The organism is Cystobacter fuscus (genome assembly GCF_044360685.1).
Classification (GTDB): domain Bacteria; phylum Myxococcota; class Myxococcia; order Myxococcales; family Myxococcaceae; genus Cystobacter; species Cystobacter fuscus_C.
Genome location: NZ_CP043491.1, coordinates 11783655 through 11805656, shown reverse-complemented (window position 1 = coordinate 11805656; position 22002 = coordinate 11783655). Strand labels below are relative to the sequence as shown.

At 71.2% G+C, this 22002-nt stretch carries 15 protein-coding genes; 10 read left to right on the top strand and 5 right to left on the bottom strand.

Annotation, left to right across the window (positions count from 1 at the left end; all coding sequences use genetic code 11):
* Positions 1-15: 15 nt before the first annotated feature.
* Complete coding sequence (locus tag F0U63_RS48435) at positions 16-2223, bottom strand: ATPase domain-containing protein (protein ID WP_395842259.1); 2208 nt, start codon at positions 2221-2223, stop codon at positions 16-18.
* A complete protein-coding gene (locus tag F0U63_RS48430; protein ID WP_395842257.1) occupies positions 2220-2675 on the bottom strand; it encodes a hypothetical protein in 456 nt (151 codons plus the stop codon). The genes F0U63_RS48435 and F0U63_RS48430 overlap by 4 nt, the downstream gene beginning before the upstream one ends.
* Before the next feature lie 142 nt (positions 2676-2817).
* Here F0U63_RS48430 and F0U63_RS48425 point away from each other — a divergent pair, with 142 nt between their 5' ends.
* The 3 genes from F0U63_RS48425 to F0U63_RS48415 all read left to right on the top strand — a co-directional run bounded on the left by F0U63_RS48425 (position 2818) and on the right by F0U63_RS48415 (position 9271).
* Positions 2818-4164: a hypothetical protein gene (locus F0U63_RS48425; protein ID WP_395842255.1), complete on the top strand. Its 1347-nt coding sequence runs from the start codon at positions 2818-2820 to the stop codon at positions 4162-4164.
* A gap of 105 nt (positions 4165-4269) precedes the next feature.
* Positions 4270-5001, top strand: a complete 732-nt coding sequence (locus tag F0U63_RS48420) for an Ig-like domain-containing protein (protein WP_395842252.1) — start codon at positions 4270-4272, stop codon at positions 4999-5001.
* Positions 5002-5104: 103 nt separating this feature from the next.
* Complete coding sequence (locus F0U63_RS48415) at positions 5105-9271, top strand: ankyrin repeat domain-containing protein (RefSeq protein WP_395842250.1); 4167 nt, start codon at positions 5105-5107, stop codon at positions 9269-9271.
* Positions 9272-9388: 117 nt separating this feature from the next.
* Here the strand turns inward: F0U63_RS48415 and F0U63_RS48410 are convergent, their stop codons facing one another.
* On the bottom strand, positions 9389-10873 hold the full coding sequence (locus F0U63_RS48410; protein WP_395842248.1) for a phytoene desaturase family protein: 1485 nt from the start codon (positions 10871-10873) through the stop codon (positions 9389-9391).
* 91 nt (positions 10874-10964) lie between these two features.
* Here F0U63_RS48410 and F0U63_RS48405 point away from each other — a divergent pair, with 91 nt between their 5' ends.
* Both F0U63_RS48405 and F0U63_RS48400 read left to right on the top strand, forming a co-directional pair.
* On the top strand, positions 10965-11897 hold the full coding sequence (locus F0U63_RS48405; protein WP_395842246.1) for a hypothetical protein: 933 nt from the start codon (positions 10965-10967) through the stop codon (positions 11895-11897).
* A gap of 57 nt (positions 11898-11954) precedes the next feature.
* Entirely contained in the window at positions 11955-12506 is a 552-nt protein-coding gene (locus tag F0U63_RS48400; RefSeq protein ID WP_395842244.1) for a hypothetical protein, read from the top strand.
* A 5-nt stretch (positions 12507-12511) separates the two neighbouring features.
* On the opposite strand, the gene F0U63_RS48395 is transcribed toward F0U63_RS48400, so the two are convergent.
* Positions 12512-13387 (bottom strand): LysR substrate-binding domain-containing protein, encoded by an 876-nt coding sequence (locus F0U63_RS48395; RefSeq protein ID WP_395842242.1) that lies wholly within the window; start codon positions 13385-13387, stop codon positions 12512-12514.
* A gap of 138 nt (positions 13388-13525) precedes the next feature.
* Between F0U63_RS48395 and F0U63_RS48390 the strand changes: the two genes are divergently transcribed.
* The 4 genes from F0U63_RS48390 to F0U63_RS48375 all read left to right on the top strand — a co-directional run bounded on the left by F0U63_RS48390 (position 13526) and on the right by F0U63_RS48375 (position 19759).
* Positions 13526-14587, top strand: a complete 1062-nt coding sequence (locus tag F0U63_RS48390; RefSeq protein WP_395842240.1) for an NAD(P)H-dependent flavin oxidoreductase — start codon at positions 13526-13528, stop codon at positions 14585-14587.
* A 136-nt stretch (positions 14588-14723) separates the two neighbouring features.
* Positions 14724-15218 (top strand): hypothetical protein, encoded by a 495-nt coding sequence (locus tag F0U63_RS48385; RefSeq protein WP_395842238.1) that lies wholly within the window; start codon positions 14724-14726, stop codon positions 15216-15218.
* 117 nt (positions 15219-15335) lie between these two features.
* Entirely contained in the window at positions 15336-16967 is a 1632-nt protein-coding gene (locus tag F0U63_RS48380; RefSeq protein WP_395842236.1) for a protein kinase, read from the top strand.
* 485 nt (positions 16968-17452) lie between these two features.
* On the top strand, positions 17453-19759 hold the full coding sequence (locus F0U63_RS48375) for a S8 family serine peptidase (RefSeq protein WP_395842234.1): 2307 nt from the start codon (positions 17453-17455) through the stop codon (positions 19757-19759).
* Between the two features lie 2 nt (positions 19760-19761).
* Here the strand turns inward: F0U63_RS48375 and F0U63_RS48370 are convergent, their stop codons facing one another.
* On the bottom strand, positions 19762-20676 hold the full coding sequence (locus tag F0U63_RS48370) for a LysR substrate-binding domain-containing protein (RefSeq protein ID WP_395842232.1): 915 nt from the start codon (positions 20674-20676) through the stop codon (positions 19762-19764).
* A 110-nt stretch (positions 20677-20786) separates the two neighbouring features.
* Between F0U63_RS48370 and F0U63_RS48365 the strand changes: the two genes are divergently transcribed.
* Positions 20787-21872, top strand: coding sequence for an L-dopachrome tautomerase-related protein (locus tag F0U63_RS48365; protein ID WP_395842230.1), 1086 nt, complete (start codon positions 20787-20789; stop codon positions 21870-21872).
* The last annotated feature ends 130 nt before the right edge of the window (positions 21873-22002 follow it).

Genomic DNA, 22002 nt, shown 5'->3' with positions numbered 1-22002 from the left:
GCTGGCGTGCGGACCCTACTTGGGGCGTCTCCACTTGATGCCCAGGTGACGCTTCCTCTTCTGCTGCCCTGAAAATGGCAGCGGCACCTCGATCTGGCCACCCAGCTTGAAGCCGCCCGGCCCGATGAGGATGCGGTGGCTGGCGCGGACATGGGCACTGCCCCGGGTCTTCACCACCGTGAGCACCGGCACCAGCCCTCCCTCCTCCTGGAGGTAGCGCAGCATGAAGATGTTGTCGGCCAGCGGCGACAGGCCGCGCTCGCTGATGGTGTCGGCGATGAAGAGCGAGCGGGCCTCCACGGTGAAGAGGCACGTCACCCCGAGCGTGCGCAGGCGCAGCACGAGCCCGTAGAGCAGCCGCCGCAATTCCTCGGAGATGAACCCGAGCACCTCGATGTCGCTCGCGCTGTCGAGCACCAGCCGGGTGGGCCGCAGGTCATGGATTCTCTGCTCCACCATGCTCAGGAAGCGCGAGGCGTGCAGGTGCTCGCGCGGCAGGTAGAGGATGTCCACCTTCCCGGAGGTGACGGCCTCGCGCAGGGGCAGCCCCAGGGACTCGGCGCCCAGGACGAGCTGATGGGGGCCTTCCTCGAGGGTGATGTAGAGCGCGCGCTCCTGGCTGCGCGCCGCCTCGAGCACGAACTGGATGCCGAGGGTGCTCTTGCCGGTGCCGGGGCTGCCCGACAAGAGGGTGACGCTGCCGTCCAGCAGCCCGCCGCCGAGCAGCGCGTCGAGCTGCGGCACCCCCGTGGACACGCGATCCTTGCGTGGCGAGAAGGGCACGGGGGGCGCCATGCGGGGCACCTCGTCCAGGCGCGGGAAGACCTGGATGCCCCCGGGGCCGATGGTGATGGAGTGCCGGCCGGAGGCGTGCGCGGTGTTGCGCAGCTTGTTCACCTCCAGGTAGCGATGGCGCTCGAGCCCCTGGGCCTCCGACCACAGGAGGACGAGCCCGTCCATCACCGTCTCCTCCACCCCGAAGCGGCTGTGCTGCTGCGTGCCCGCGGGCAGATCGTTGGCGAAGAGGCCCACCGCGTCCTGGTTCTGGATGATGTTGGTCAGCCAGAACACCTTGTCCCGGATGAGGCTGCGGTGCTCGAGCTTGTGGAGGAAGACGGACATGGAGTCGACCACCACGCGCTGGGCGCCGAACGTCTCCACGCGCCGCTGCAGCTCCAGCAGGTCCCGGTCCACGAGGATGTCGGGCTGGGGGATGAAGACGATCTGCAGCATGCCCCGGTCGATCTCCCGCTCCAGCTCCCAGCCCAGCCCCCGGGCGGTGTCGTGCAGGCGCGCCGCGGTCTCCTCGAAGGAGAAGAAGAGGCCCTTCTGGTTGAACTCCCGGGCGCCCCGGTAGAGGAACTCCAGCCCCAGCACCGTCTTGCCGGTGCCCGACACGCCCGACACGATGATGCTCGAGCCCAGCGGAATGCCCTCGCCCAGGAGCGCATCGAGCTTGGAGATGCCCGTCTTCATCCGCTGGACGCCCGCCACGCCCGACGCGGCCTTGTTCGCGCGCCGCAGGGTGATGCTCGGCGCGTACACCTCGACACCCGCCGAGGTGATGACGAAGGGGTGCTCCTCGTGGCTGTGCGAGGTGCCGCGCATCTTGACGATCTGCAGCAGCCGCTGCCGCTCGCCCGAGCGCTGCTCCTGCTTCACGGTGATGATGCCGTCGATGGCGGAGTAGGCCGGGTGCTCGAAGTGCTCGGAGCTGTACTCGCCGAGCAGGAAGGTGGTGCACTCCCAGGCCATCAGCCGCACGGTGAGCTCGTAGGTGAACTTGCGCAGCTCCTCGGACGAGCGGGCCAGGTCATCGAAGACCTTGAAGCTGTCGATGACCACCATGGTGGGCTTGAACAGCTTGAGCTGTTCGATGAGCAGGTTGGTCGTGAGCTCCAGCCCCTTGGTGCGCAGGCTCAGGCCGAGGTCGATGAAGCGGATGCGCTCGTCGAGCAGCTTGGGGTTGAAGAAGGTGAAGGGCCGCAGGTAGAGCAGCGTCTTGGCGGTGGGCTCGGAGAGGGTGTTGAAGTAGAGGACGCGGCCGCCCTGGGCGGCGTGGTGGAAGCACATCTGCTGGACGAGGGTCGTCTTGCCCGAGCCCGGGGGACCGGCGATGACGGAGATGACGCCCCTGGGCATGCCGCCGTGGAAGATGGCATCCAGGTTGGGAATGCCCGTCTCCAGCCGGAGTAGCGAAAAGGGTTCTGCGGGCCCGCTCATGGCTTTCCTCCCTGCGACGCCACCGACGACACCCGTACCTTGTGCAACTCCGCGTGGAGGCCCGGTGTGAGGATCTCCCCCGTGAGCGAGCCGAACACCCGCAGCAGCTCGTACACCAGGAACACGAGCGACTCCTCGAGCAGCACGCGATCGAGCTCCTGGACGGAATGTCGCAGCTCGCCGAAGTGCACGCCGCTCGTCTCGACCTTGAGCTGCGCGAGGTGGGGGTACTGCTCGCCGCCCTGGTGGATCACCCGATCCACGATGGCCATCAGGGTCATCTCGCCCAAGCTCATGTGCGCGCGGTGCCAGAGCGCATCCAGGGCGCGCTCGAAGAGGTCCAATAACGCGGGTTGCGCCAGGGTCCCCGTCCAGCCCGCGCGCCATGCCGTGACGGCTTCTTGGTGGATGTTCCGCTCGGGCATGGGGCTCAGGGCAGGGGGCTGACGCAACCGCACCTCTGGCTTACCTGGGGGGGCGAGGCGATGTCCACCTCGGGGAACAGCTCGTGTCGCATATCCTGGTGGGTGGGGCCGGGAGGCGCCCGGGTCCCAGGGCGCGGACGGGGGCCGGGCCATGATAGACCTCCGGCTCATGCTCATTTCGTCCTGGCGAGGCCTGGCACACGCGGGTGTGTCGATGGGCCTGTCCATCCTGTGTTGCGCGGCCGCTCCCTCCGAACCTTCCCCCGAGACCCCGGCCCGGCGGGTGAGTCCCTCGGGAGGACGCTTCAGCATCGAGTTCCCCTCCGAGCCCACGTGCGACACGAACGCCGAGCAGCCCGACTGCCGCTATGAGGACCCCACGGACGAGTGGATCCTGCGCGTGTCGTACGGGAAGGCGGACGTGGAGGGCACGCCCTCCGCGTACCTCCAAGGCTATCTGGGCCGGAACGCGGAGGAGGGGGGCTTCGAGATCAAGCGCCAGGAGCCGCTGCTCGTGGGGTCCTTCCCCGCGCTCGACTACCGGTTCGAGTCCATTGATGGCTCGGCCTATCAATCCGCGGGGCGGCTGGTGCTCGTCGGCGCGCAGCTCGTGGACGTCGAGGCGGGCGGCGAGAAGCTTCCCCCCGAGGCGGTGATCCAGCGCTTCGTGAACTCCTTGCGCGTGGATGAGCCGTCCGCGCCGCCCGTGGCGCCTCCGCCCGCCGTGGCCACGAGCCCCGCTGTCGCGAGCCCCGCCGCGAGCCCCTCCGCCGCGAGCCCCTCCCAGTCCGTGCCCTCGCTCGCCACGCTGCTCCAGGCGTCGCTGCTCAAGCCGGGAGCGCTCCAGTACCAGAGTGTCCAGCAGAAGCCGTTCGGAGGAGGGGGGCCCTGGAGCTTCACGGTGGGCACCACCCAGCGCAAGACCCTGCGCAAGCGCGACAAGAAGCGCGACGCGTTCGTCATCACCGACACGGGCCGCACCCCGGCGGGCAAGGTGGAGAACAGCTACTGGGTGGACGCGAAGACGCTGCTGCCCTACCGGTGGACGGGCCGCTCTCCCGGCGGGGGCTCGATGCGCCTGGAGCTCGTGGACGGAGCGCTGCGCGGCGAGCGCAAGGGCGTCTCCCCGGTGAAGTTCGAGCAGCTCGTGGGCGACAAGCCGCTGCTGTTTCCGGGTGCTCCGCTGGAGCTCGCCCTGGCCACGCTGCCCCTGGGGCAGGGGTTCACCGGAAGCCTCGAGGTGCTCGAGCCGGAGGGACTGGCCTCGGGCAGGCCGTTCTCCACCTGGCAGCTTTCGGTCCCCTTCGCGGGCCCGGTCGCGGGTCTGGGCGCCCTGAAGAAGGAGGTTCCCTGCTTCAAGGTCGAGCTGACCGAGCGCACCGAGGGCAAGGCGCCGCGGAAGATCAACCTGTGGATCGAGAACGCCAAGGTGCGCCGCGTGCTGCAGATGGAAGTGCTGGCCGCGGTGGAGCAGGGCGAGGACAGGACCGTTCAAATGATCCAGGCCCGGCGTTGAGCCGCGGGGCCGCGTGAATCGGGCCCGTGGGGGCGGGCCCGAGTGTCAGACGTGCTCTGTATGTTTCGTCTTGCCGCCGCTGACCTCTCCTTCCAGAGACGCGAGATGAAACCCCGAATGATCCGCCGCCTGTCGTGGTGTGCCGCTGGTGTGTCCTGCCTGGGAGTCCTCGGACTGGGACTCCTTGGCGCGGGGGGCATGCGCCGGGCGGTGTCCGCTCCGGGCGCCGAGCACCCCGCCGAGGTGAGCATCATCTGGCCGGAGGACGGGGCGGTGCTCGGGGGGAACGTGCATGTGTTCGTCCCCGCCCGCGACGAGCGCCGCATCGCCCGGGTGGACGTGCTGCTCGATGACACGCGGATCATCGGCTCGCTGCCCGGGGGGGTCTATTCGCTCACCTGGAACACCCGGGACATCGCCCGGGGCGCGCACACGCTGACGGCCCGGGCGTATGACACCTCGGGACGCACGAGCACCTCGGCGCCGGTGAAGGTGACCGTGGGCGAGCCGCTCGCGGTGAGCGTGTCCTCGTCCGGGGTGGGCTCCCCGCTGTCGGCGACGCTGTCGCTCTCGGCCACCGTCGAGCACGCGCGGGGAGGCGCCTGGGTGCAGTTCCTCACCGAGGAGCGCTACCTGTGCGACGCGCACGAGCCCCCCTACACCTGTGACGTGTCCACGGCGTCGCTCCCGGACGGCCCCCTGGAGGTGCGCGCCGAGGTCTATGACGACGTGGGCAACCACGCCCTCTCCGAGTGGGTGCGCATTCCCCTGGACGACGCGCGCGCCGCGTCCACCGTGAGCCTCACCCTGCCCACAGGGCGCGTCCCGGTGCGCTGAGCGCGGCGGGCCCGCTGGCCGCCGCTGCCCATTCGAGCAGTGGTGCACTTTTGCCCTCCGCGCGGACGGGTGGCGTGCCATGCCTCGCGCTATGTTGAGCTCCATGCATCCTGGCTCGCGCGTCTGGCGGCTCGTGCTTCCCCTGTCCCTGTCCCTCGTCGGGTGCCGCAGCCCGGTGGAGCGGGAGATCGACAATGGGGACGAGGCGAGGCTCGCCCAGGCGCTCGCGTCCCCGGAGGTCCAGGAGAAGCTGGCCACGCGGGGGGATCAGTGGTTGCTGCGCGCGGTGCAGGCGGGGCAGGCCGAGTCCGTGGAGGCCCTGCTGAGCGCCGGAGTCGCGCGGGGCGAGGCGGATCTGGATGGGCGCGCGCTGCTGTCCCAGGCGATGACCATCGAGGATGCCCGGGCCGCCGCCGCGGTCATCCGCGTGCTGGTGCGGCACGGCGCGCGGCCCACGAGCCGGGATGCCCAGGGCCGCACCGCCCTGCACGAGGCCCTGGAGCTGCGCCGCCCGCGCCTGGTGGCCGAGCTGCTGGAGCTGGCGCCGGATCTCGAGGACTTCGACGTGTTGCCGGAGCGGCTGCTCGTGAGGGCCGCCCAGTTGGGGGACGCCGAGAGCGTCCAGGTGCTCGTGCGCGCGGGGGTGCCGCTGGAGGATCCGGCCCTGCTGTCCTCCCCGCTGCCCCCGGAGATCCTCCGGTCGTTGCGCGCGGCCCACCTGCATTTCCTCCTGGAGCGTGCCGCCGAGAAGGGGGACCGGGCGGCGCTCGAGGAGCTGGTTTCCGGCACCACTCCCGAGGTGTGGGCCGCGCTGCGCATCAGCCCCGCCCACCTGGCGGTGCTCACCAATGATCGCAAGCGGCTCGCGGCGGTGCTCAAGGAGGATCCGGGGCTGAGGGACGCGGTGGATGACCGGGGCCTGGGGCTCTTGCACTACGCCGCCCTCTCCGCCGAGCCCCGGATGGCCACCGCGCTCGTCAAGGCGGGGGTGGATCTGGAGGCCCGCACGCCGATGAGCCGCACCGCGCTCATGCTGGCCGCCCAGAAGGGCCGCGTGGAGATGGTGCGGGAGTTGATCAGCCAGGGCGCGGAGGTGAACACCGAGGGCGCGGCGGGCCACTGCGCGCTCTCGCTCGCGGCGCGCGGAGGGCATGCCGCCACGGTCGACGCGCTCGTGTCCTCGGGCGCGCTGCTCGTGCGCGAGCGCTTCATCGCGCGCACCACCTCCGAGCCCATGAAGGAGGCCCTGACACGGGCGCACGCGCGCTTCCTCTTGCGGTGGGCCGCGGAGACGGGGCAGCGCGCGGAGGAGGTCCGCCTGCGGCGCGAAGGGGTGTCCTTCTCCCAGTGGGAGGGGGCGTTCGACCATACCCCCTACGTGCGCGCCCTCCTGACGGAGGATCTCCCCGAGCTCGAGGCTCTGGCGGCGCGCAACCCGTCGGACTTCAAGTCCCTGCTCGGCCAGCGTGAGGCCCGCACGCTGCTGCACTGGGCGGCGCTCGGGGGCGCGGAGAAGAGCGCGGCGTGGTTGCTGGAGCGGGGGGCGGTGCTGGAGGCGGAGGAACCGGCGCGCGGGCCGTCCCGGGGCGGCACCCCGCTGCGGATGGCGCTCGAGGAGGGCCACCTCGGCGTGGCCGCGTTGTTCATCGAGCGCGGCGCGGTGTGGGGACGGGGCGAGCCGGGGGGAGTGGCCTCGCCGGAGCGGGAGGGGCTCATCGCCCGGGCCCGGAAGAATGGCGAGCTGCGCGCCGCGCTGAGGGAGGGACGGCTCGAGGCGCTGCCGGCGTTGCTGGAGGCGGGCGCGAGCGTGGACGCCGCGGCGGAGCTGCTCGCTCCCACGGCGCTCGCGTGGCGCGTCTTGAGGGGAGAGGGGCTCGAGGCCCTCTCCCGGCGGGAGCTGAACGCGCGGCCGGCGGACGCGGCGGGCCGCTCGGCGCTGCATTACGCCGCGGCGGCGGGCAACGTCGCGGCGGTGGAGAAGCTGCTGTCGCTCGGGCTCGCGGTGAGCGCGAAGGACAGGACGGGCATCACTCCGCTGGGCTACGCGGCGCGGCGCGGAGACGTGCCCACGCTGCGCCGGCTCCTGGAGGCGAGGGCCTCCGCGCTGGAGCCCGCGCGGCCGGGTGTGCCCGCGCTCGACTTCGTCCTGTGCGAGCCCCATCCGGAGGCGGCCTTGTTGCTGCTGGAGCGGGCGGGGGCGCCCCCCTCGAGCGCCGCGTGCTGGCCGAAGGCGCTGCGGCACGTGCTCGCGCGGGGCGAGGAGCGGGAGGCGCTCGCCCTGCTGGGTCACTGGAAGCCCACCGGGGAGGATTTTCCCTCCGAGTTGGCGCTGGCGGCGGCCGCGGAGGGCCGTACCGAGGTGGTGCGCTGGTTGTTCGAGAACCTGGAGCCGCTCGCCCAGGGCTGGCGGCAGGCCCTGCTGTGGAAGGCGGCCGAGGCGGGGGCTCGGGACACGGTGGCGCTGCTGATCGACCGGAGCCCGCCGGGCGAGGCGCGGGCGTTGCTGCAGGAGAGCGCGCGCATCGCCCTCGTCGCGGGGCGGCCCGCGGTGGCGATGCTCGCGGTGGACCGGGGCGCGGAGCCGTTGACGTTGTCGGCGGAGAAGGATCCCCGGAGGCTCGTGGGAGCGACGCCGGAGCACCCCCGGGCGGTGTCGCTCGTGGGCCTGGCGCTGGCGCTGGGCGAGCGGACGTTCCTCGAGCACCTGGAGCGTCAGCGGCCCGAGGTGTGGAAGCAGCTCCAGGAGGATCTGGACTACTTCCCGCTGGCGGTACGGGGAGGGCAGCTCGCGCTCGTGCGGCGCTATGTGGAGACGGGGGCGAACCTGCTGGGTGAGGACGTCACGGGCGCGCCGCTGTTGGGGACGGCGGGCAGCGTGGAGGTGGCGGCCTGGCTCTTCGAGCACGGCGCCATCCTGGAGCCGCCACCGCCGCTCGGGGAGCCCGCCGAGCCGCGGGTGGAGCCGGATCCGCCCTTCACCGTGGCCGTCTCCCGGGGGCACTTCGACGTGGCCCGGTTCTTCCTGTCGCGTGGCGCCACGGCGCGGGTGGCCCCGGTGCTCGGGTTCCTCGAGGGACGCCCGCGGGCCGGCGAGCCCCTGGAGGCGCTGGGCGCCAACACGCTCCACGCCCTGGGGGAGCTGCTGCGGCAGCCGGCGTGGACGGTGGCGCAGCGGGTGGAGGTGGTGGAGCAGCTCGCCCGGCGCTTCTGTGGCACGCCCGCGCTGCTGGAGTCCGCGCTGTCCGGGCTGTCCACCGGGGAGGTGGCGGAGCGGACCGGGCCCGTGCTCGTGCAGCTCACGCGGTGCGCGGATCCCCGGACGCTCGAGGTGCTGGTGCGGCGGGGTGCCAACCCGCACGCGGTGGATGGCGAGGGGCTGGACGTGCTCGCGCATGCGATTCGAGCGGGCAACGCCCCGGCGGCGCGGATGCTGCTGTCGCTCGGGGTGAAGCCCCTGGCGTCGGTGGGAGAGCCGTTCGCCCCGGTGCGGCTGGCCGTGGACATGAAGCTGGACGGGCTGGCGCGGGAGCTGCTCGAGCAGGGCTTGAGGGAGCGCGAGCTGGAGGGGCCGCCGCTGGACGAGGCCCTGGTGTTGGCGCTGCGGACCCACGCCTGGACGTTGGCGGCGCGGCTGTTGTCCCAAGGGGCAAGCGTCCGCGTGGAGAGCGGGGAGGGGCCCACGGCGCTCACCCTGGCGTTGAGCGAGGGCGGGCCCTGGATGGTGGAGCTGTTCCTGGCGATGGGGGCGACGGATCCCTCGGGTGAGGCGCTGGCGGTGTTGCTGGGCCGGGGACAGGGGGAGGAGGCCCGGCGGCTGCTGCATGAGGGGCGCGTGCCACCGGACATCGCGTTCGAGCGGCTGTCCACGGCGCTCGCCGCGGGGGCGGAGGCGGGGACGTCCACGCTCCTGCATGACTGGGCAATGCGCAAGTGGAGCACGCTCTCGCGGGAGAACCTCGAGTGGCTGCTGCGGCTCGCGGTGAGCCAGGATGACGAGGAGTTGGCCACGCTCTTGTTGGAGCAGGGGCGGTTGGACGTGCGGCTCGCGGATGGCGAGGGGAGGACGCTGTTGCATCGCGCGGCGGCGGGGGCGGGAGCGCGGCTGGTGGAGTACCTCGTGGGGCATGGAGCGCCACTGGACGCGGAGACGCGGGAGTGCGTGCGACCGTTGGACGTGGCGCGGGGGCGCGAGGATCGCGAGGGGCGCAAGGTGGCGAGACTGCTCGAGGAGCGGGGCGCGACGCCCGGCGGGTGCCAGGGCCCGGGTTAGCGGGGGCCTCTGAAGCGGAGCGAGAAATCGTTAGAGAGAGGCCTTCGGCTCGAATTTGGCTTAGCTCTTTGTAGAAATCGTTAGAAACAGGCCCTGTTTCCCCAAAACCGTTACGGTTCAGTGGCCGCGCGAGATGCACGCGGCGGTGCGCACGCCGCCGAGCGCCGTGGCCAGCGTGCTCTGCCCCGGGAACACCGAGTCCCCCACGAGCCACAGCCCGTCCATCACCGGCTTGGGGCCGAGCGTGCGGTAGTGGTGCAGTCCGGCGCGGCGTGGCACTCCGCCCACGGCACCGCCCTCGCGTTGGGTGAAGCGCTCGAAGGTGCGCGGCGAGGCTGGCAGCTCGTGACGCACGTGCTCCATCCACTCGGGCGCCAGCTCCCCGAGCCCCCGCCGCATCCGCTCCTGGATGGAGGCCACGAGGTGGGCCTGTTCCCCGGCGGGCCGATCCGCCAGCGAGCGCAGCGCGACGTGCGTGGACACCGTGAGGGTGCGGTGGCCCTCGGGCGCGCGGCCCGTGTCGGCCTCGCCACTGAGCGAGGCGAAGAGGTGGTTGCCCTCGATGAACGGAGCCTGTTCGTCCCGTACCAGCTCCAGGTGGTGGGGGTCCGGAGGGGCGGCCTCGGGGGCTCGCACCACGAGGTACAGCATCACCGCGCCCCAGCCCCCGGCCACGCGCCCGGCGAGCTCCCGCAGCCGCGAGGGGAGCTGCTCGGCAGGACGTCCGAGCAGGCGCATCAGCCCCTGGGGCAGCACGTTGGCCACCACGTGGCGCGCGAGTAGCTCGCCCCGGCGCGTCGACACCCGCCAGCCTCCCGGCACGGGCTCGAGCGCCTTCACCCGGTTGGCGTACAGCACCTCGCCACCCCCGGAGGAGACGGCCCCCGCGAGCGCTCGGGCGAGCTGGCCGATGCCACCGCGCACGTGTCCGGTGCCGCGCCAGTAGTAGTCCATGGCCGCGAGCGCGAAGGGCGCCTCGGCCTCGGTGGCGGGGCACTGCACGGTGATCTGACAGAGCGCGTCCACGTAGGTGCGCAGGGGCGTGAAGCGCAGCAGGCCGTGGTGCTCCAGCACGGCGCCGAGCGGCCGTCCCATCCAGCGCAACAGGGGCGTGTACCTCAGGGCCCGCGAGGCATGGTGCAGCAGGGCGCGCACGTCGAGCGGGGGCAGCAGGGTGGGGTCATCGAAGAGGGGCCACAGGGCATCGGCCACGTGGCGTTGCAGGGTGAAGAAGTCGCGCAGCGCGCGGGAGGGAGCGTCCGGGAAGGCGCACAACCGCGCGAGCAGGCGCTCGCGGTCGCGGAACACGTCCAGGCGCATGCCCGGGGTGCGCAGCTCCACGAGGGGATCCATCCAGTCCACCGTCACGTCCAGCCCGAGCTGGCGCACCCAGCGGCCGAAGAGCTGCTGCTCGCCGAGCCCAGAGAAGAGGGTGGCGCCGGCCTCGAAGGCGTAGCCGTCCCGGTGGAAGGTGCTGGCGCAGCCGCCCGGGTAGTTGAGGGTCTCGCAGAGCGCGACGCGGGCGCCCCGTTGGGTGAGCTCGAGCGCCGTGGCCAGCCCGCCGAAGCCCGCGCCCACCACCACCGCGTCGTACCAGTTCATGAGGGCTGCTTTAACATCGGGGGGGTCGCGTTGAATAAAAGGCAGCCAGGCGAGTCAGGGGACACAGGCCGTTCGCCGCCCCGAGGAAACCATGATTCGCCGCCTCCCGTTCCTGTCCGCCGCCGTGCTCACCGGAATGCTGCTCGCCGCTCCCCAGGCGGAGGCCCGCTTCGGCAAGCGCTCGTCGACGACGGAGTCCCAGGACGACTCTCGCGACACGCGGGACTCGCGCGACTCGGACTCGAGGACGCACGACGCCTCTCCGGTGAACGCTCCCGCGCCTTCTCCTTCGCCCTCGCATGGCTCCGACTCCGGGCGCGACGACCGTCCGCGCGGGCGGCCCCGCTACGAGCCCAGGCCGCGCTATTACACGCCGCCGCCTCCCGTCGTGTACGTCGAGCCGGCCCCCACCTATTACGTCGAGCCGCCCGCCTATCACTACGTGGAGCCCGCGCCGCCCGCCTCCGTGACCGCGGCGATGGACGAGTACCTGTCGCACCGCTACAAGAACTTCCTGTTCGGGCTCGATGCCTTGATCCTCCGGAAGGGTGCCGGGATGGCGCTGCACCTGGGCTTCGAGGGGGAGCGGCTCGGTCTGATGCTGCGCGCGGGCGCACTGAGCCTGCGGGCGGATGATGGCAGTGGTGACACGGACTCGCTCGGCCTGCTGTCGGGGCACCTGTCGTGGGCGGTGCTCAAGGGGGACAGCGGCCGGTTGCGGCTGGAGGGTGGGTTGTCCATGGCCCAGGCGCCCGACATCACCTTCGTGGGCCCGAGCGTGGGCGTCTCGGCCGAGTACTACCTGTCGGACTTCTTCGCCCTGGAGGGGCGGGTGCACCTGACCCCCGTGCCCTACCGTCAGCTCGACGCGGCGGGCGGGGTGGTCGTGTACTTCGGCTACAAGCTGTTCGCCTTCCGGGCCGGCATGCGGATGCTGGTGTTGAACGATGCCGGCCTGGTGGATGGTGTCGTGCACCAGGACGTCCTCCCGGGCCCGTACCTCTCGATCGGCCTGACCATCTGACGCCGGGCGCGCGTGGGTTCCTGGGGTAGCGTGAGCGCCCTGGAGACGAGGGGCACCATGCGAGCTTCGTGGAAGGCGTGCCGTGGCTGGATGTGGGTGGCGGGGCTGTGCGCCTCGTTCGAGGCGCTGGCGTTCTCGCCCTGGCTGATCCCGGCCTCATTCCCCCAGCCCGGGGATATCTACCTCAGCGGGGGGTTCCTCTTCAGCGGGACGGGGCGCCCCGGGGGAGCGGCGATAGGGCTCGGCGCGGAACTCAGCCTGCATGCCTTCTTCAAGGCGGAGCCCATCGCGGGGGTGGGGATCTTCGGCCAATGGCAGTCCATCAACGGCGAGCATCACCGCCTGTGCGCCGGTGTGCAGGCCACCACCCTCTTCTTGGGCGCCGAGCTGGGCGTGGCCCATGATCGCGCCGGAGCCGAGGGCGCGGCGACGACGAGCCTGCATCTGCAACCCTTCCTCAGCCTGGGCTTGCTGTCGGTCGGCCTGCGCATCGGGATTCCGGTGGCGACCGCGCCCGGTGACAAACCCGGTTATGGAAGCGACATCGGACTCGTCCTGTCGCTCAAGCTGCCGGTGCCGTTGAGGAAGAGTTTCGACGAAGAGGGCTGAGGGCCTCAGCGGCCCTCGTGGATGCGCTGGGCACAGTCGATGAAGCGCAGGAGGGCCCGGGAGGTGAAGCCCTCGCGCCGGCGGATGAAGACGGTGGTGACGCGCGAGCGCGAGGCGGGCAGGGCATGCACGGCGACCGAGCCCGCGTGCCAGGCCGCCTCCACCACGGCGCGCGGCAGCAGCGTGAGGCCCATGCCCGCGCTCACGCAGCCGAGGATGCCATCCAGCGTGCCGAACTCGAACGTGCGCAGCGCCTTGAGCCCGCGCGAGGCCAGGAAGTGCTCCAGGTGCTGGCGGTAGGCGCAGCCGGTGCGGAAGACGAGCACCTTGGGGCCTCCGCTCAGGCTCGGGAGATCCTCGAGGCGCACGCCGGGCGCCGTCACGAGCACCAGCTCCTCGGTGATCATGGGCTCCTCGATGAGCTCGCGGTGGCGCACCGGCCCCGCCACGAAGGCGCCTTCCAGCCGGTGCTCCAGCACGTCCGAGATGAGCCCCTGGGTGGTGCCGGTGCGCAGCGAGACATCCACCTGGGGGCACTCCCGGGTGTACGCGACGAGGATGGGCGTGAGGCGCCGGGCGGCGGTCGTCTCCAGCGAGCCCAGGCTCAACGTGCCATGCGGCTCGGGGCCGTCCGCCACGACCTGGCGGGCCTCGGCCATGAGCCGCTCGGCCTGGGTGGCGTAGGGCAGCAGCCGCTCCCCCGCGCTGGTGAGCTTCACGCCGCGGCTGTGCCGGTCGAACAGCGGCACGCCCAGCTCCTCCTCCAACCGGCGGATGCGCGCGGTGACGTTGGACTGCACCGTGTGCAGCTCCTGCGCCGCCCGGCCGATTCCCCCCGTGCGGGCCACGGCCTCGAAGACCTTGAGTTCGGCTGCGTCCATGTCGGCACCTCGCGAGGGAGCGCGGCGCGGAGGGCTCGGGGGAGCCATCGCTTCGGGCGATGACTCGCATCTGAACGATTCGCTACCGCGGATGGGCTTCCCGGCACATTGTAGAGTCGGAGTTCCCCAGGAGGAAGCATGACCCGGTCCACCCCTTGGAGTCGGCTCGCCGCGTTGCTGGGTGTCGAGCACCCCATCATCCAGGCCCCCATGTCGGGGGGCGCCACCACCCCGGAGCTGGTCGCCGCCGCGTCGAACGCGGGCGGGCTGGGCTCGTCGGCGGTCGCCTACCTCAAGCCCGAGGACATCGTGAAGCACTCGCGGCGGGTGCGCGAGCTCACCGACCGCCCCTTCGCCATCAACCTTTTCGCGCCCCTGCCGCCGCCCGCCGAGGCCGCTCCGGACCGGATGCTGGCGGTGCTCGCGGGCTACCATGCCCAACTCGGGCTCGCCCCGCCCCAGCCGCCTACCTACCCCTTGCCCCCCTTCGAGGAGCAGGTGGACGCCGTCGCGGAGAGCGGCGCGCGCGTCTTCAGCTTCACCTTCGGGGTGCCGCCCGCGGGAGTGCTCGCGCGGCTGAAGGCGAGGGGCATGGTGCTCGCCGGGACGGCCACCACCGTGCGGGAGGCGAAGCTGCTGGAGGCCGCGGGCGTGGACGCCATCATCGCTCAGGGCAGCGAGGCCGGGGGACACCGGGGCACGTTCGCGGGGCCCGTGGAGAAGGCGCTGGTGGGCACGATGGCGCTGGTGCCGCAAGTGGCCGATGCCGTGGGGCTGCCGGTGATCGCGAGCGGAGGACTCATGGATGGGCGGGGCATCCGCGCCGCGCGGGTGCTCGGGGCGGCGGGCGTGCAACTGGGCACGGCGTTCCTCACCTGCCCGGAGTCGGGCATCGCTCCCGCCTACAAGGCCGCGCTCCGGGAGGCGAAGGACGACGCGACCGTGGTGACGCGCGCCTTCACCGGCCGTCCGGCCCGGGGGCTCGCCAATGACTTCATCGAGGCCCTGGGCGATTCGCCGGACATCCTGCCCTTCCCCCTCCAGCACGCGGCCACGGTGCCGCTGCGCGCGGCCTCGGCGGCGCGAGGAGACTCCCGTTTCATCGCGCTGTGGGCGGGACAAGCCGCCGCGCTGTCGCGGGGTCTGCCCGCGGCGGAGCTGATGCGCGCGCTCATCGAGGAGTCCGAGCGCGAGCCCTGAGCGCACGGAGCTGTCGGCGAATCCCCAGTCCAGCCCCGGGCCCGGGCCGCGCTCTGTTGGCTGCGGCACGCGCGGCCCCGCCTCGCCTGGAGGGCCGGGTTCGCGCGCGCTCGGCCCCACGCTAGGAAGCGCGGACATGAACCTTCGCTCCATCTTCCTCGTGGGGGCACTCGCCCTGGGTCCAGGCTGCGCGCGGGACCTCGAGCCGTTCCTGGGCACCTATACCGGGACGGGTGAGGTGACCTTCTCCTTCGCCGGGCAGAGCAACACCCAGCCGCGCTCGGACACCGTGCGCGTCACCGAGGGCGACACCTCCGACCTCGTCCTCACGAGTGAAGGCGGGTGCGCGCTGCCCGCCGAGGTCGAGGACGCGGTGGCCACGCTCGTGCCGAACACGTCCTGCACGGAGAACGTGACGCTCCCGGACGGCACGGTGCTGGCGGCGTCCCTGGTCGTGACGAGCGGCACCGCGACGCTCGTGGACGAGGTCATCACCCTGAACTACGTGGGCACCGCGAGCGTCGTCTACGCGGGAGCGCCCTACACCGCCGGCTTCTCGAGCGCGATGACGCTGAGCCGGGCCACCGCCGCGCGAGCGATCGCCAGGCCGGAAGCTCTCCGGGCGCGCTGACGGACCACCGCAGGCCCTCCCTCCGAGGCGGAATAGGACCGTGATGAGCGTCCTTCTCTACCGGGTTCATTCGAGCCCTCCCCGTGCGGGAGCTGGGGGCGAGGAGGCAGCGGGTTGGTGACACGGCAGGTCGGCAAGTATCAGCTCATCCGCAAGCTCGCCACGGGAGACACCGCCGAGGTGTTCCTCGCCAAGGCCGCCGGGCCCGGGGGCTTCGAGAAGACGTTGGTGGTGAAGTGCCTCCTGCCGCACCTGGTCCGGGAGCCCTCCTTCGTGGAGCTGTTCCTCTCCGAGGCCCGCCTGGCCGCCCGGCTCACCCACCCGAACATCGTGCAGATCTTCGACTTCGGCGAGGCCGAGGGCTCCTCCTTCGTGGCCATGGAGTACGTCGATGGGCCGAGTCTGCGCACGCTCCTGCGGCGCGCCTCGGCCCGGCGCCTGTCCCTGCCTCCCGTGGTGTGTGCCCGGCTCATCTCCCAGGCCTGTGAGGCGCTGGCCTTCGCCCATGACTTCGTGGATCCGGACACGGGCGAGCCCCTGGGCCTCATCCACCGGGACGTGAGCCCGGATCACCTCCTGCTGTCGCTTCAGGGCACGGTGAAGGTGGTGGACTTCGGCATCGCCCGGGCGTCCGGCCGGAGCCATCGGACCCGCGGCGGCCTCGGTCCGGGAAGGCGCGCGTACATGGCGCCCGAGCAACTGCGCGCCCGGCACCTGGACCGGCGCGTGGATGTGTATGCGCTCGGGGTGGTGCTCCATGAGCTGCTCACGTTCCACAAGCCCTCCAGCGTGGCGTTGGACGCGGCGCCGACGAGCCCGGAGGTGCCCGAGGCCCTCCAACGCATCCTCGATCGGGCGCTCGCCCGGGAGCGCCACCAGCGCTACCCGGATTGTCATGCGCTCCAGGCGGAGCTGGAGGACTTCATCCTCGCGGAGGGCAGGGCCGTGACGGCGCAGCAGGTGGCCCAGCTCATCCACCGGGCCACCTCGGGCACGGGCCTGCCCGCGCAGCGGCTCTCCCGGGCCGTCGCGCCCCGCCCCGCGCGGCTCGCGCCCATCGCCCCACCCCGGGAGGTCGCGGCGGCGCGCGTCCAGGACTCGACTCCCGAGTGGCGCCCCCTCCCAGGTGGGTGGGCCGAGCCGGGATCGCTCACGGCCCTCCCCGTGGACCCTCCCATGTCCGCCCTGGCGGAGACGCTCGCGCGCACCCGCCCGCCGCTCGAGGTCTGGTCGTGGACGCGGCAGGTGCTCGTCGGAGGCCTGTTGCTCGTGGCGGGCGGGGGCGGGATGCAGTGGAAGCGGAGCACGGCCGGGGAGCACGTCGAGTCCTCGACCGTGGCGTTCGCCGGGGTCTCCTCCGTGACTCCTTCCGCCGAGCCCTTCCCGCGAGCGCTGGAGCAGGTGCCTCGGGAGCTGGCCCCGGGAGTGGAGGAAGCGGCGGCCCTCGCGGAGCCCGCTCCGCCTCCGCCCGCCCGTGAGCGCACCGCGCGCTCCGTCAAATCCAGACGTCCCTTCCCCGCCCTGGGCCGCCTGGATGTGCACGCGCACCCCCATGCCGTCCATGCCGTCGTCTCCGTGGATGGACAGCCGAGCGGAATGACACCCCTGGACAAGGCGCTGGAGCTGCCCGTGGGCACCTATACCGTGACGCTCACCAGTCCCACCCTGGCGAAGACGGTGACGCGGCGGGTGGAGGTGAAGCCCGGCATGACGACGCCCCTCACCGTCTCCTTCCTCCAGGAGGAGTGAGGGCCTGGCGGGGGCTCCACGCTCGTGGAGCGCGGGGGCGCGGGCCGCTAGTCGACATGGATGGCAGTTGATTTCCGCGGCTGCTCCACGGTCCGTTGTATTGCCATTTGAAACAGCCTTGCCCGCCAGACCGCGGCCCCAGAAGCGGAGGGCGAGAGGCAGCGCGAGCCAGTGATGAGGAGGTTTCTGCATCGGCGGCCTTCCCTCATCATTGAAATATCGGAATCTGGATTCAGTGATAATGCGGTTTCCGCATCGGCGGCCTTCCCTCATCATTGGAATATTGGAATCTGGAGTTCTGGAAACACAATCACCGCAACAACAAGCAGCGGCCCAGGTGCTATAGTTAGAGCGCGTCCCTTCGCTCTTCGACGAGGCACCTCGGCATGCGAATCAAATACACGTGGCCATTGAGTCCCTGGCGTCCATGGGTTGCAGCCCTCTGCGGTCTCTTCCTGACACAGCCTGGGGTGGCCCTCGCCGGGATGGAGTTGGTGTCCGCCGCGCGTCTGACCCGTGCTCTGTCCACCGCGGCCCTGCCAGGGCCCGCACGCGTCGTCGAAGTCTCCAGGGCGGAATCCCAGAACGCTTACAACAAGGGGGACCTGGCCCCGGACGCCCGAGGCCGGTACGCACTGGTGACGGGAGCGGGGCTGACCATTCATCGCACCGAACATCCCATCCAGGGGTTGCGCACGGTGGACCTTCCCAGCTCCTCGCTTCAGCTCTACACGTGGCAGGAGGAGCGAGCGGCGCGGCGTCCCGAGTCCTTCTATGCGTACAGCAAGCAGGGACTGACTCCCGTCGGACGTGTCCGCTCCACCACCTACCAGATTCGCCTCCAGGACAGGCAATTCGACCCACTGGTTGACTCCGCTCCGAACCAGACGCGCCTGCTGTCCGCCGATGGGGACAATCGGTTGCACCTCGTCCAGTTCCTCGCGACGCCGCTGCCTGAGTTCCGTCAAGCCATCGAGGAGTTGGGGGGCAGGGTGCTGCGCTTCCTGTCCGATCACACCTATCTGGTGGAGATGGACGCGGAGGTTCGCTCGCGTGTCTCCCGGCTGCCCTATGTGCGGTGGATGGGCGACTACCATCCCGAGTATCGGCTGGAGCCCTCGTTGAGGGACGGCCTGTTGGGTGTGGCGCCGTCCCTGCCAGACAGGCAGCGCTATTCCATCATGCTCGGCGAGCGCGGGCCCGCGCGGCAGTCCCGGTTGAGTGAGCTGATCCTCGAGCTGGGGGGGCAGGTGGACCTGGTGGAGCCCGGAGGACTGCGTCTGGAGGCCACCCTGACCCGGGAGCAGCTCTTCCAGGTCGTGCGCTCCAATGAGGTGCAGTTCATTGACCGGTGGGGCGGCCCTGGCGAGGTGGACATGGACATCGTTCGCCAGACAGGGGGCGCCAACTATCTCGAGAGACTCAAGAACTGGACCGGGCAGGGCGTGCGCGGAGAAGTCTTCGACACCGAGCTGCTCACCTCCCATCAGGAATGGGCGCTCCCCCCGCTGATTCACAGCACGGAGACCTCGAGCACGACAATGCATGGCACCAGTAGCTACAGCCACAACTTCGCCCGTGGCGTGGACCCCGCGGCGCGGGGCCTGCTGCCGAGCGGACAGGGAATCTTCTTCCTCTACAGTGAGTCGACCCAGTTCGGAGGCACCCGGTCCCGCTACACCCTCAACCAGGAGCTGACGGACCCGAAGGGGCCCTACCGCGCCGTCTTCCAGACCTCCAGCGTGGGCAGCGTGCAGACGACCTCGTACACCACCGTCTCCGCCGAGGTGGACGACTACCTCTTCACGCACCCCATCCTCAGCATCCAGTCGCAGAGCAACACCGGCCTCCGGTATTCGCGTCCGCAGGCGTGGGCGAAGAACATCGTCTCGGTGGGCGGCATGTACCATCGCAACACGCTTGCTCGCGAGGATGATTCGTGGAGCGCTGGTTCGTTCGGCGTGAGTGCCGCCAGCATCGGCCCGGCGGAGGATGGGCGCATCAAGCCAGACCTGGCCTATTACTATGACCTCGTCAGGGCGGCCTCGGGGGAGGGGGACACCCTCTACACCGAGTTCGCTGGGACCAGTTCGGCCACGCCCCAGACCGCCGGGCACTTTGGCCTTCTCTTCCAGATGTGGCACGAGGGCGTGTGGACCGGCCACGGCCGCAAGGCGGATGTCTTCGCGAGCCGGCCTCGAATGGCCACCGCCAAGGCGCTGATGATCAACAACGCCTGGCGCTACAACTGGCTGGCGGGCGGCTCCAACTCGGACCTGGACCGCAACAAGCAAGGCTGGGGGACGGCGAACCTCGAGCGTCTCCTCAAGCGCGCTCCCCGGACGAGCATCATCGACGAGACGGATGCCCTCTTCCCCATGGGGGTCAGGACGTACGACGCCCGTGTCGCCCCGGGCGAAACGGAGCTGAACGTGACAATGGTCTACACGGATCCCATGGGGACCGTGGGCGCGGCCCAGGCGCGCGTCAACGATCTGTCGCTGCGGGTGACCTCTCCGGCCGGAGAGGTGTACTGGGGCAACCATGGCCTCACCGCGAGCAACTTCTCCACGCCTGGAGGCACGTCCAACACCGTGGACACGGTGGAGAACGTCTTCATCCAGAACCCCACGCCTGGAACCTGGAGGGTGGAGGTGCTGGGCGACGAGATCGTCCAGGATGCCCACCCGGAAACCGAGGCGGTGGACGCGGTCTACGCCCTGGTGGTGAGCGGTGGGGTCTTCCCCACCCTCGCGGACCCGTGCGCGGGCGCCCGTGTGGGGACACCCTAGCGTCAGCCCTTCCTGGTGCCTGACGCGAAGGCGGCCTCGGTGGCGTTGAGCAGGGTGCGCAGCCGGGGCTGGTGCTGGAAGTCCCGGTGATAGCCCACCCAGATGTCCCGGCCGGGAGGCGGCTCGCCGAGGTCCACCCTCTCGAGGCCCGGCAGGGAATCTCCGAGCTGGCGGGGCAGCACCGCGATGCCCCCTCCCGCGGCGCACATCCTCGCCTGCACGTCGCGGCTGTTGCTGCGCCCCGAGATGCGCGCCTGGGGCAGCCGCCCCGTGAGCCAGCCCACGTCCGCCAGGTGGTTGAACGCCTGGTCCATGGTGATGAGCCCATGGCCCGCGCCGCCCGTGGACGGATGGGGGCGCCCCCGCCGCTCCAGGTAGTCGCGCGAGGCATAGGCCTCGTAGGTGATGTGCGTGAGCCGCTTCTGCACGACGTGCGCTTCCTCGAAGCGGCGGAAGCGGAAGACGAGGTCGGCCTCGCGCCGGTCGAGGTTCAACAGCCGCGTCTCCGTGATGAGCTCCACCTCCAGCCGGGGATGCTGGAGCTGGAGGCGGGCGAAGATGGGGGCCAGGACGTGGCTGGCGAACCACTCCGAGCTGGAGACGCGCATCGTCCCCTCCAGCTCGCTGTCCCGCCCCGCGAGGCGCCGCGCGAAGGCCACGGCCTCCTCCTCCATGCGCTCGGCGTGGGCGAGCACCGCCGTGCCCTCGTCGGTCGGGACGAAGCCGTCGGCGGTGCGCCGCAGCAGCTTGCAGCCCACGGCCTTCTCCAGCGCCTGGAGCCGGCGTCCCATCGTGGGTTGCGTCTGGCCGATGGCTTTCGCCGCGCCCACCAGGGAGCCCGCCCTCGCGATGGCGAGAAACACCTTGAGGTCGTCCCACTGAAGAGCGCCTACGTCCTGCACCTGCTTCGATGGCATGCGCGAACGCATACCGCGAATTCAGAACTGTCGATTTCGGAACGGGGGCGCTTCGAACACTTTCCCGCTCGCGACGGTGCTTGTGCCGTCCCTTCAAGGAGCCTTCTCCCGTGAGAACCTTTCCGCTCGTCTCGAGCCTGTTGCTGAGTGCATGTGCCCTGCCCGCTGTCTCCTCCGCGACGACCCCTTCGCTCGTCGTCGCCGCCGAGAGCGACGGGATGATCTGGAACGGCGTGGCCCTGTCCGACGAGGGCCAGGTGTTCGTCGCGGGTCCGCGCTGGACGGGTTCCACGGGGCCGGCGCTCGGGGTGCTGGACGCGCGGGGCCAGCCCCACGCCTACCCGGATGAGCGCTGGAACGCGTGGCAGCCCGGGCAGGACGCGAGCCAGGCCTTCGTGAACATCAACGCCATCCACAAGGGACCGGAGGACTCGCTGTGGGTCATCGACACGGGCTCGCCCGACTTCGGCGGGTCGCCCCTGCCGGGTGGGGCGAAGGTGGTGCGCATCAACTTGAAGAACGGCCAGGTGGCGCGGGTGTACCCGCTGGGCTCCGACATCGCGACGCCCACGAGCTATGTCGATGACATCCGCCTGAAGGGCAACCGGGGCTACCTGACGGACGCGGGCCGTCCAGGGCTCATCGTGCTCGACCTGGACACGGGCGCGGCGCGGCGGGTGCTGGACAACACCGCGCCCGTCACGGCGCCCGCGGACAGGCCCATCGTGCTGGAGGGCAAGGTGCTCGATGGGCCGGATGGCGCGCCGCTCCGGGTGCACGCGGATCCGCTGGAGCTGAGCGCGGATGGACGGTGGCTGTACTTCGCGTCCCTGCATGGGCCGTGGTCGCGCATCGAGACGCGTTGGCTGGATGATGCGAGCCTCTCGCCCGAGGCCGTGCTGTCCCACGTGGAGCCCTGGGCCGACCTGCCGCCCACGGGAGGCACGACGCTGGACGCGCATGGCAACCTGTACTTCAGCGACCTCGCCGAGGACGCGATCAAGAAGCGCACGGCGGACGGACGCATCGAGACGCTGGTCGCGGATCCCCGGCTGCACTGGGTGGACGCGCCCTTCCTCGCCGCGGACGGGTGGCTGTGGCTGCCGGTGCCGCAGATGGACCGGGTGCCCCTGTTCAACGGGGGCGTGTCGCGCACCGTGCGGCCCGTCCAGTTGCTGCGCCTGCGGGTGCGGTGAGCCTGTTCCACGGCTCGGGGGGGTTCTCCCGAGCGTGTCCCTTGCTGGCGGGCGCGGGTTCCGGAAGCTCGCCTGCCCTGGAGCAGGAGCTTCTCCAACTCCGTGATGTCCATGCGGACAGGATGGCCCG

Excerpts from the sequence above, each read along its gene's own strand:
- F0U63_RS48435 (WP_395842259.1), bottom strand. The coding sequence starts at position 2,223 with ATGAGCGGGCCCGCAGAACCCTTTTCGCTACTCCGGCTGGAGACGGGC.
- F0U63_RS48425 (WP_395842255.1), top strand. The coding sequence starts at position 2,818 with ATGCTCATTTCGTCCTGGCGAGGCCTGGCACACGCGGGTGTGTCGATG.
- F0U63_RS48420 (WP_395842252.1), top strand. The coding sequence starts at position 4,270 with ATGAAACCCCGAATGATCCGCCGCCTGTCGTGGTGTGCCGCTGGTGTG.
- F0U63_RS48415 (WP_395842250.1), top strand. The coding sequence starts at position 5,105 with ATGCATCCTGGCTCGCGCGTCTGGCGGCTCGTGCTTCCCCTGTCCCTG.
- F0U63_RS48410 (WP_395842248.1), bottom strand. The coding sequence starts at position 10,873 with ATGAACTGGTACGACGCGGTGGTGGTGGGCGCGGGCTTCGGCGGGCTG.
- F0U63_RS48405 (WP_395842246.1), top strand. The coding sequence starts at position 10,965 with ATGATTCGCCGCCTCCCGTTCCTGTCCGCCGCCGTGCTCACCGGAATG.
- F0U63_RS48400 (WP_395842244.1), top strand. The coding sequence starts at position 11,955 with ATGCGAGCTTCGTGGAAGGCGTGCCGTGGCTGGATGTGGGTGGCGGGG.
- F0U63_RS48395 (WP_395842242.1), bottom strand. The coding sequence starts at position 13,387 with ATGGACGCAGCCGAACTCAAGGTCTTCGAGGCCGTGGCCCGCACGGGG.
- F0U63_RS48390 (WP_395842240.1), top strand. The coding sequence starts at position 13,526 with ATGACCCGGTCCACCCCTTGGAGTCGGCTCGCCGCGTTGCTGGGTGTC.
- F0U63_RS48385 (WP_395842238.1), top strand. The coding sequence starts at position 14,724 with ATGAACCTTCGCTCCATCTTCCTCGTGGGGGCACTCGCCCTGGGTCCA.
- F0U63_RS48375 (WP_395842234.1), top strand. The coding sequence starts at position 17,453 with ATGGAGTTGGTGTCCGCCGCGCGTCTGACCCGTGCTCTGTCCACCGCG.
- F0U63_RS48370 (WP_395842232.1), bottom strand. The coding sequence starts at position 20,676 with ATGCCATCGAAGCAGGTGCAGGACGTAGGCGCTCTTCAGTGGGACGAC.